Here is a 9,411-nt window from a genome sequence, read left to right on the forward strand (position 1 = left end):
GGACGGTCGTCCCCGCCGCGGACCTGCCCGGCGTCGTGGCACGACGCGAGGCCGCGGCGGCCCCGCGCTGGGTGTGGGACGACACCGCCCGCCGCTACCCGGCCCTGCTCGCCGCGGGCGTGCGCGTGCGCCGCTGCCACGACCTGCGCCTCGTCCACGCGATCTTGCGCCGCTCGGAACGGTGCGCCGGATCGGTCCTGGCGCGAGCGGAGCCGGGCTCCTGGGACACGCCGAGCGCCGTCGTCCCGGACGCCGACGACGCGCCGGCGAGCCTCTTCGACGACCCGGGCTTGGACGACCCCGGCCACGGCGACGGTCCGGACTGCCTGACCGAGCTCCGAGAGCAGCTCGCGGCGGTCGCCGGGGCCGACGAGCCGGGACGCCTGCGGCTGCTCGTCGCCGCGGAGTCGACGGGTGCGCTGGTCGCGGCGGAGATGCACCACGACGGCCTGCCGTGGAGCACCGCGGCGCACGACGCGCTCCTCGAGGAGCTCCTCGGCCCCCGGCCCCGCGCGGGCGAGCGGCCCGCACGGCTGGAGGCGCTGGCCGCGCGCGTGCGGTCCCTGCTCGACCAGCCCGGGCTCAACCTCGACTCCCAGCCGGACCTCCTGCGCGCGCTCCGGCGCGCGGGCCTGGAGGTCACGAGCACGCGGCGGCACGAGATCGCCGCGCTCCGGCACGCCGTCGTCGAGCCGCTGCTGGAGTACCGGACGCTCGCCCGGCTGCTCAGCACGAACGGCTGGGCCTGGCGCGAGCAGTGGGTGCACGACGGCCGCTTCCGGCCGGACTACGTCCCGGGCGGCGTGGTTACGGGACGCTGGGCGAGCAGCGGGGGTGGTGCGCTCCAGCTCCCGGCCGTGGTGCGGTCCGCGGTCCGGGCCGACCCCGGCTGGCGGCTCGTCGTCGCGGACGCGGCCCAGCTCGAGCCGCGCGTCCTCGCGGCCATGGCCGGGGACCTGGCCATGGCCGCGGCCGGGCGGCAGGCCGACCTGTACGCCGGCGTGGTCGACTCAGGCGCGGTCCACACCCGCGAGGAGGCGAAGTACGCGATGCTCGGCGCCATCTACGGCGCGACGACCGGCGCGGGCGGGGTGCTCATGCCCCGGCTGACCCGGGCGTTCCCGCGGGCGATCGGCCTCGTCGAGGAGGCCGCCCGCGCGGGCGAGCGCGGGGAGGTCGTCAGCACGTGGCTGGGACGGACCTGTCCGCCGCCCGGCGGCGCGTGGCGCGCGTCCGTGGGCGACGCCTCCGTCGAGGGCGCCGGCCCCGAGGCCGCCCGGGAGGCCCAGCGCCGGCGCCGGGACCGCGGCCGGTTCACCCGCAACTTCGTCGTGCAGGGCACGGCCGCCGAGTGGGCCCTGTGCTGGATCGCGGCGCTGCGACGCCGCCTGCTCGACCTCCCGCCCCCCGCCGGCACCGCGCCGCAGCGGGGACGCAACCCCCGCCCCCACCTCGTCCTCTTCCTCCACGACGAGGTGGTGGTCCACACCCCGGAGGAGCTGGCCGGCGACGTGGCCGCGGCGGTCCGCGACGCCGCGACCGAGGCCGGCCGGCTCCTCTTCGGCAGCTTCCCCGTCGAGTTCGCGCTCGACGTCGCGGTCGTGGAGGCGTACGACCAGGCGGGCTGAGGCAGGATGGCCGGGAAGGGGGACACCATGAGACGCACGTACCCCGCGGCCCTCGCGGCCGCGGCACTCCTGCTCGCGCTGGCCGGCTGCGCGCCGGGCGGCCCGGACCGGACCGACCCGTCCGACCCTGCCGCCGGGACGACCCCGCCACCCGGAGGACCGGGGACACCCGAGCCGACGGAGCCGACAGAGCCGGCGGAACCCACGGAGCCCACAGTGATCCTGACCCCCGAGCCCGGTCCCACGCCGGCCACGCCGCCCGTCGAGGTCGGCGCCGCGGTGGAGGACGCCGTCGCCGACCTGGCCGCGCGGCTCGGCGTGGACGCGTCCACCGTCACGGTGGTCCGCGACGTCGCCGTCACGTGGCGCGACGGGTCGCTCGGCTGCCCGGTCCCGGGCATGGCGTACACGCAGGCGCTGACGCCGGGCCGGCTCGTGGTGCTGGAGGTGGACGGCCGGACGGCCGAGTACCACTCCGGCGGCCGTCGAGGGCTCTTCTGGTGCGAGCGGCCGGAGCCGCCCGCGCAGACCGACGCCGACCGCTGAGCGGCCGCCGGGGGACCTCCGCGCCGAGGCGTGAGGTCCGACGCCGGCCAGGACGCACGACGGCGGGGGCGCCCCTCCCGGGACGCCCCCGCCGTCGCGCTGCGCGGCCGGCTCAGCCGCACGCCCGGCTCAGCCGGTGACCTCGACGAGCGTCAGGCCCAGCAGCTCGCCACCGCGGTGGTGGGCGACGGCACCGAGGTGGTCCGCACCCGGCGTCGCGCCGGTCCACGACGCCACGACCTCACCCGGGGAGGCGATGGTCGCCTCCGTCGGTGCGCTGTCGACCGTCAGGGACCCCCCGGTGGCCAGGGGCACGAGCCAGCTCTCCAGGCCGTAGGAGATCGTCGCCCCGCCCGTCTGCCAGCCGTGGACGTACACCGTGTACGTGCCCGGCTGCGGGGTGGTCAGGGTGACCAGCTCGTCCGTCCCGCCGTTCGTGCTGGCGGCGACCTGCTCCCCGTCGGGGCCGACGACGAAGACGTCGAGGTCCGTGGCCGAGGTGCCCTCCACCAGGCGCCAGCGCGCGACGGCGGCGTCGGTCACCTCGAACGTGTGCGCCGTGATGCCCGCACCGTCGTCCGGCGTGAACGCCGTCTGGTCGGGGTCCTGCCCGACGGTGCCGTCGGTGACGGTGGCCGCCACGAGGCCGTGGCCCGTCGCCGCGTACTCGCCCTGGTAGCCGAACACGACGGGCACGCTGACGGTGCCCTCGGTCCCGGTGCCGGTGACCACCGGCGGGGTGTCGATCGCCACCGCGCGGACGGCGATCGGGCTGCGGACCTCGTACGGACCGGCCTTGGCGTTCCGGCCGTTGCCGCGCAGCGACTGCCACGTCAGCGAGCCGAAGGAGAACTCCCCCTCCGGGGCGCCGGCCCGCGTCGTGACGGTGATCTCGACGGTGGCCGACTCGCCGCGGCGCAGGGTGACCTGCGCCGGGCTGACGGTCACGTCGAAGCCCTCCGGCGCCTCGACGCGCGCGCGGTACGTGAGAGCGGCGTTCTCCTCGGTCACGCTGGTGATCGTCCGGGTGAGGGTCTGGCTGCCCGCCAGCTCCCCGATCGCGATCGAGGCGAGGTTGAGGTCGCTCGGGTCCGTCGGCACGCCGTCCGCGGCGAGCCCGCCGCAGAACGCCTCGGAGTCCCCGAACACGTCGGCCTCGATGCCGCAGAGGAAGCCGAGGTACTCGGTGAAGCCCGCGTCGTAGACCAGGCCCGGCTGGAACACCGAGCCCTTGTCCGTGCCGCTCGGGTCGATGTGCCCGGCACCCATGTCGAACGGGTCGGCCGGCGTGGTGCCGTCCTCCTTGACCACGTCCTGGCGCGCCGTCGTCATGATCGCCGACTTGGCCGCCGCGGGCGACCAGTCCGGGTGCGCCTGCTTGAGCAGGGCGAAGAGCCCCGCCACGTGCGGGCTGGACATCGACGTGCCGCTGATCGACTGGAACAGCTGACCCGGGGCGCCGAGCGGCGGCGTCGGCGTGTGGCCCGCGAGGATGTTCACGCCGGGGGCCGTCACGTCGGGGACGATGACGTCTGCCGTGACCGCGTTGGGCCCGCGGGAGGAGAAGTCCGCCATGACGGAGCCCTGCGCCTCGACGGTCTCGCCGCCGGTGATGGCCACCGTGGCCGCCTCGCCCTGCGCGTCGACGTACGCCTTGACGGCCAGGCCGGCGCTGAGGCCGACGTGCACCGACGGCACCCAGTGGTTGTCGGTGACCAGCGCGGCGTCGTCGCTGACGTCGTAGAGGACCATCCCGGCTCCGCCCGCCTCGAAGACGGCCTGGCTCTTCTCGACGCGGGCGATCTGCCCGCGCTTGCAGAGCACGACGGTGCCCGTGAGGTCGGTCTCGAAGGTGTCGAGGAGGCAGAGCTCGTTGCCGAGGTCCGCCGCGTCGACGACGCGGGTCTGCGGCAGGCCGCCCGTGATGGTCGCCCCGTCGAAGGTCCGCCCGTCACCGAGCGTCACGCTGCCGCCGAAGCCGCGGTCGTGGGTCGACGCGCCGACGCTCGTCAGCCAGGGGAAGACGGCCGGCGAGCCGACCGTCCCGGGCGCCGGGCCGTCGTTGCCGGCCGAGGTCGCGACGAAGATCCCCGCCTGGTTGGCGAAGAGGAACGCGAGGTCGTCCGGGCCGACCGGTCCGGCGCCCCCGCCGATGGAGTAGTTGATGACGTCGACGCCGTCCGCGACGGCCTGGTCGATGCCACCCGCGAGGTCGGACGTGAAGCAGCCCGCGTCACCGCACACCTTGTAGGCGACGACCTGGGCGCGGGGTGCGACGCCGCTGACGGCACCGATCTGCGAGCCCAGCACCTCGGCCTGGACGCCCGCGTTGCCGGCCGCGGTGGAGGCGACGTGCGTGCCGTGGCCGTCCGCGTCCCGGGCGGAGTCGTAGAGCTCCGGGCCCACGACGCTGTTGTAGGCGACGCGCATGTCCCGCGCGCCGAGGAGCTTGTTGTTGCACTCGAACGGTGCGTCGTCCTCGTTGCCGGGCGTGGTCCCGAACTCGCACGGGATGCCCTCGGCGACACCCACGGGGTCCGGGTAGGTGCCGTCGTCGGCGAAGGACGGGTGCTCGGGCCAGATGCCGGTGTCGATGACGCCGACGACGACGCCCTCGCCGGTGTACCCCTCGGCCCACGCGGCGCCGGGGCCGGTCAGCCCCAGGAACTCGCCGGAGGCGTCGGTCTGCGGCTGCTGCAGCGTGTCGGGGCGCACCGCGAGGACGCCCTCCTGCTTGGCGAGCCGCTGCACCTGCTCCTCGGTGAGCTCGGCGGTGAACCCGTTCACCGCGAAGCTGTACTCGGTCTCCACCGCCGCCTCGGGGACGGCCGCGGCCTTCCGCGCCTCCTTGCGCTCGGCCCTGAGGTGCTGGACGTACTCGCGCACGGACGCGCTGTCGGCGGTGACGCCCTCGCCCTCGGCGGGCTTCGTCGCGGCGATGCCGGGGACGCCCCCGGCGTAGGCGACCACGGGGTCGCCCTTCATGAGGACGACGTACCGGCCCTGCACGAGCTCCTGCTCCTGCGCCGGGGTGATCGTGGCCCTCTCGTCCGCCACGGCGGGCGGTGTGGTGACGGGAGCGCTCGTGGCGCCCACCTGCGCCGTGGCGGGCAACGCTGCCCCCACGATCGCGACCGAGGCCGCGACTGCTGCGGCCATCGTCCTGCGTGACATGTGACCCCCATACCTCGAACTGTGACTGAGTGTCACAGCAGGCTGTATTGGACCACCCCAGGATGTTACCGCCAAGTACCCCTTGTCCGTTGTGCCCTGTTCTGCACGGAAAGTCCCGTGTGAATTCCTTGTTTCGTGGCGCCCCGACGGGTGCGGAGCGCCTCGAGCGCGCTCCGGGCTACGCGAGCACCCGCGCCGGGGCCGGCCGCTCGAGGCCGTCGATCACGGCGAGCTGGTGCCGCGTCCACGAGCGCAGCGCGGCCACACCGCGGTGGTCCAGGCGGTCGCACGCCCAGTCCCAGTGCGCCGAGCACCAGTCCCCCGGCGCGAGCGCCGGCGCGAGCCCGTACCCGTCCACGCGCGTGACCACCCGCTCCACGACGGGCGGTCCTTCGCCGAGCCGGTGACCGTCCCACACCAGGGGGCGGGAGCGGATGACGGCGTGGCCCCCGGACACCTCGAGCACGCGGCCCCAGCGGATGCGGCAGCGGTCGAGGACGCGGAGCGCCTCGTCCCGCAGGCCGGAGCGCAGCAGCCCGACCCAGGGGTACACCGCCAGCACGTGGAAGCTGTGGTGCGGCACCGCCCGTCCGGGTCCCCCCACGGCCCCGGCGACGCCCTCCCACGCCGCGCGCCCGCGGGGCCGGAACCGGTCCTCGAGGCACGCCCCGAGGGCGGCACGGCTCACCCCGCGCAGCAGGTCGTTGCCCACCCAGTACGCCTCGACCACCCGCCGGTCCAGCGGGTCGGCCAGCCCGTGGGCGTGGGCGATGAGCTCGAGGTAGGGCCACGCGCCCTCGAACCCGCGTGCCTGGAGTCGCAGGCCGCCGTCGTCCGGGACGCCTCCCGCGGTCGCCGCGCTCGCGCGCTCGAGCAGCTCGCGGGAGGCGTCCGGGCCGCAGTAGCCCAGCTCGTTGGGCGGGTAGGCGTAGCGCGCGAACAGCAGCGGCCCGCCGTCGGGGCCCCCGACGGAGCCGCCGACGGCGGCCGTGCGCGCGGCGCTCACGTCGCGGGCACCACCGCGGGCAGGGCGGGACGCACCCACACCTGCCGGCTCACCAGGGCCGCACCGGCCACGACCATGAGCAGCCACAGGGCCTGCGGGCCCAGGGCCGTGCCGTCGACCACGGCGGAGAGCACCGCCGTGATGGGGGCGGCCAGCACGAGCACCGCGGTGACGTCGACGGCCTGGGCCCGGGCCAGCGCCCCGAACCACGTGGCGACGTACCCGGCGAGGACGACACCGGTGAGCAGCGCCCAGCCCCAGCCCGCGGCCTCGACGGCGCCGAGGCCGGCGAGGTGACCCTGCGTGGCGGACCACACGACGAGCACGACGGACCCCCCGGCCATCCGGGCGACGCCGAGCGTCCAGGACGACAGGCCGGCCAGCAGCCGCTTGGCCAGCACCACCTCGACCGACCACAGCAGCGTCGCACCGAGGATCATGAGCTCGCCGGAGGCGAGCGCGCTGGGCACGCCGCCCACCAGCCCGACCTGAGCGACCACGAGCAGCAGGACGGCGATGCCGTGCCAGGCCGTCAGACGCTCGCGCAGCAGCGGGACGGCGAGCAGGGCCACCCAGACGAGCAGCGTCTTGTGGATGACCGCGGACTGGCCCGACGACGCCCGGGCGAGCCCCTCGAAGAACAGGACGAACGGCACGCTGCCGCCGACGACGGCGACGACCCCGAGGCCGACCCACTCGCGGCGGACGGTCGGCCGGGTCAGACGTGCGCCGGCGCGGCCGCCAGCGGCGACGACGCCCACGAGGACCACGGCCGCGACGAGGTTCTTCACCGTGGTGCCGGCGCGAGCACCACGGCGCCGTCGCGGACCCGCGGCCCCATGACCGTGAAGCCGCGGGATGCCAGCGCCTCGATCAGGCTCTGGAGACCCTCGACGTCGATGACCTGTGCGTGCCTGCCCATGGCCGCCTCCCAGGACCCACCGAACCGCTGCACCGTGAGGGGCGCCAGGGACCAAGGGCATGCAGGGGTCCTTCGGCCCTGCCACCCCTGCGCGGACCGCACGATCATGGAGGACGAGGGAGGTCCACGATGAGCACCAGGACCAGTGGCACGGCGCCGACGACGGGGACCGTCGGGCTCGTCTCCGGCGCGCTCGCCCTGGCGGCGGTCGGGTGGGTCGCGCTGCTCACCTACTCCTCGCTCGACGTCCCGGAAGGCCTGCGCATCGCCGGCTCCACGCTCCTGCCGCTCGGCCTCGTCGGGGCGGTCGGCGCGGCGATCCTCGCCCGGCCCGGCCGCGGGCGGTCACGCACGCTGGTCGGGCTCGCGCTCGCCGGTGCGGCCGTCCTGGGCCTCGTGCTCCTGCTCGTCGCGGCCGACGCCTGACGGCGCCGACGCGCGGCCGGGCCCCGGCTGCTCCCGCCTCGCTACGATCGCCCGCGGGCGTGCCCGGTCGACGGGCACCGACGTGGAGGGGGCGCGATGCCCGAGCCGAGCGCCGAGCGGCACCGCCCGTGGTCGACCCTCCTGCTCTCCGCCTGCGCCCTCCAGCTGGGGGTGGCCGTCGCCGGGGGTACCGTCCTCACGGTGGTGCAGGACGCGCCGTTCGGGGCCGCGACCGCCCTGGCGATGGTGGCCGCCGCCGTCCCCGCGGCCCTCGTGGTCTGGGTGGCCACCGGCCGCCGGCGCGCCGACGCGGGACGGCCCCGCACGCTGCGCGAGGCGGCCCTCGCGGGGGTCGTGCTCGCCACGGTCGCAGCGATCCTCGAAGCGGTCTCCCTCGCGGGCGTGCTGGCGGGGGTCACGACCCTCGGGTCGGCGTTCGGGCTGGGCGTCCTGCTGCTCTCGGTGGTCGTCGCCGGTCTCGCCGCGCGGACGGCCGCCGCGACCGCGCCCTGAGACCGGCGCGGCTGCTCAGCGCCCTTCGGCCGCGTCCCGCTCCCGCAGGCGCTGCTCCTGCGCCCGGACGTCCTTGAAGACCCGGCGCTCGCGCAGCAGCCATGCGGGCGGCGCGGCCTGCAGGGCCTCGAGCTCCGCCGTCGTCAGCGGCTGGGTCACGCCGGCGCGGGCGAGGCCGCTCGTCGAGACGCGCAGCCGCGCCGCCACGACGGAGCGCGGGTGCGGACCGTTCTTCCGGAGCTCGACCAGCCACGGCGGCGGGTCCTGCTGCAGGGCCGCGAGCTCCTCACGCGTCACGGTGGAGCCCTGGAACTCCTCCGGCGCCGCGGGCAGGTAGATCTCGAGCTTCGCCGCCGCCGTCGACGCCTTCATGGACTGGGGCTGGCGCTCGCGCCTCGCGGGGGTGTCGGTCACGGCGCCAGGATACGGGCGGGCGGGGGGCACCGGCCCCGGTAGCGTGGGCGGCGCCCGGCCGGACGCGTCAAGGGAGCCCCGATGGACCACGAGACCCCGCCGCCGGACGGCTCCGGCATCGCGGGACGTCCCGCACTCCGGCTGCTCCTCGTGCCCGGCACGACGCCCGGGCGCTGGGTCCGCACCTGGGGGGACCGCCGCCCCGGCACGCCGCTGGAGCTCGTCCACGCCACGGTGCACGACCAGGTCACCGTCCTGCGGGAGGGCCGGGCCGACGTCGGCCTCGTGCGGCTGGCCGAGCGCCCGGACGGCCTCAGCGCGATCCCGCTGTACACGGAGGCGAGCGTCGTCGTCGTGCCGAAGGGGCACCTGCTGACGGCCGCCGAGGAGGTCACCGCCGCCGACCTCGCCGACGAGACGCTGCTCGTCCCCGCCGACGACGTGCTCGGCTGGGTCGACCCCCCGGGGGAGGCGAGCCTCCTGCCCGTGCCACCCACGACGGCGGAGGCCGTCGAGCTCGTGGCGGCGGGAGCGGGGGTCCTCGTCGTGCCGCAGTCGCTGGCCCGCCTGCACGACCGCACCGACCTGCGCTACCGGCCGGTCACCGACGCGCCGACGTCCACGGTGCACCTCGCCTGGGTCACCGACCGGACGTCGCCGGACATCGAGACGTTCGTCGGCATCGTGCGGGGCCGCACCGCGAACAGCTCGCGGGAGCCGGCGCCGGAGCCGGCCGCGGAGCCGCCGGGCCGGTCCGGCGGCAGGGGTGCCGGGGGTGCCGG

At 76.4% G+C, this 9,411-nt stretch carries 10 protein-coding genes; 5 read left to right on the plus strand and 5 right to left on the minus strand.

What is annotated here, in order from left to right; translation table 11 throughout:
- Positions 1–1,628: bifunctional 3'-5' exonuclease/DNA polymerase (locus N866_RS13020; protein ID WP_034227012.1), on the plus strand; the 1,628-nt coding region annotated here is incomplete at its 5' end.
- Between the two features lie 27 nt (positions 1,629–1,655).
- Complete coding sequence (locus tag N866_RS19980) at positions 1,656–2,174, plus strand: hypothetical protein (RefSeq protein WP_155855360.1); 519 nt, start codon at positions 1,656–1,658, stop codon at positions 2,172–2,174.
- Between the two features lie 129 nt (positions 2,175–2,303).
- Here N866_RS19980 and N866_RS13030 read toward each other — a convergent pair whose 3' ends face one another.
- The 4 genes from N866_RS13030 to N866_RS22610 all read right to left on the minus strand — a co-directional run bounded on the left by N866_RS13030 (position 2,304) and on the right by N866_RS22610 (position 7,276).
- Positions 2,304–5,348 carry a S8 family serine peptidase gene (locus N866_RS13030; RefSeq protein WP_081802631.1) on the minus strand — a complete coding sequence of 1,015 codons (3,045 nt, stop codon included), beginning with the start codon at positions 5,346–5,348 and terminating at the stop codon, positions 2,304–2,306.
- 178 nt (positions 5,349–5,526) lie between these two features.
- Positions 5,527–6,354 (minus strand): DUF6390 family protein, encoded by an 828-nt coding sequence (locus tag N866_RS13035; protein ID WP_155855361.1) that lies wholly within the window; start codon positions 6,352–6,354, stop codon positions 5,527–5,529.
- Complete coding sequence (locus N866_RS13040) at positions 6,351–7,145, minus strand: DMT family transporter (RefSeq protein WP_034227014.1); 795 nt, start codon at positions 7,143–7,145, stop codon at positions 6,351–6,353. The genes N866_RS13035 and N866_RS13040 overlap by 4 nt, the downstream gene beginning before the upstream one ends.
- Positions 7,142–7,276, minus strand: coding sequence for a hypothetical protein (locus tag N866_RS22610; protein WP_281173248.1), 135 nt, complete (start codon positions 7,274–7,276; stop codon positions 7,142–7,144). Before N866_RS22610 ends, N866_RS13040 begins: the two co-directional genes overlap by 4 nt.
- Before the next feature lie 129 nt (positions 7,277–7,405).
- Here N866_RS22610 and N866_RS13045 point away from each other — a divergent pair, with 129 nt between their 5' ends.
- A complete protein-coding gene (locus N866_RS13045; protein WP_034227016.1) occupies positions 7,406–7,702 on the plus strand; it encodes a hypothetical protein in 297 nt (98 codons plus the stop codon).
- A 96-nt stretch (positions 7,703–7,798) separates the two neighbouring features.
- Complete coding sequence (locus N866_RS13050) at positions 7,799–8,215, plus strand: hypothetical protein (protein WP_034227017.1); 417 nt, start codon at positions 7,799–7,801, stop codon at positions 8,213–8,215.
- A 15-nt stretch (positions 8,216–8,230) separates the two neighbouring features.
- Here N866_RS13050 and N866_RS13055 read toward each other — a convergent pair whose 3' ends face one another.
- Positions 8,231–8,587, minus strand: a complete 357-nt coding sequence (locus N866_RS13055) for a DUF5997 family protein (protein WP_034227024.1) — start codon at positions 8,585–8,587, stop codon at positions 8,231–8,233.
- Between the two features lie 123 nt (positions 8,588–8,710).
- Between N866_RS13055 and N866_RS13060 the strand changes: the two genes are divergently transcribed.
- Positions 8,711–9,411: LysR family substrate-binding domain-containing protein (locus N866_RS13060; protein WP_052023030.1), on the plus strand; the 701-nt coding region annotated here is incomplete at its 3' end.

Origin of the sequence: Actinotalea ferrariae CF5-4 (assembly GCF_000603945.1) — a bacterium.
In the GTDB taxonomy this organism is placed as follows: Bacteria; Actinomycetota; Actinomycetes; order Actinomycetales; family Cellulomonadaceae; genus Actinotalea; species Actinotalea ferrariae.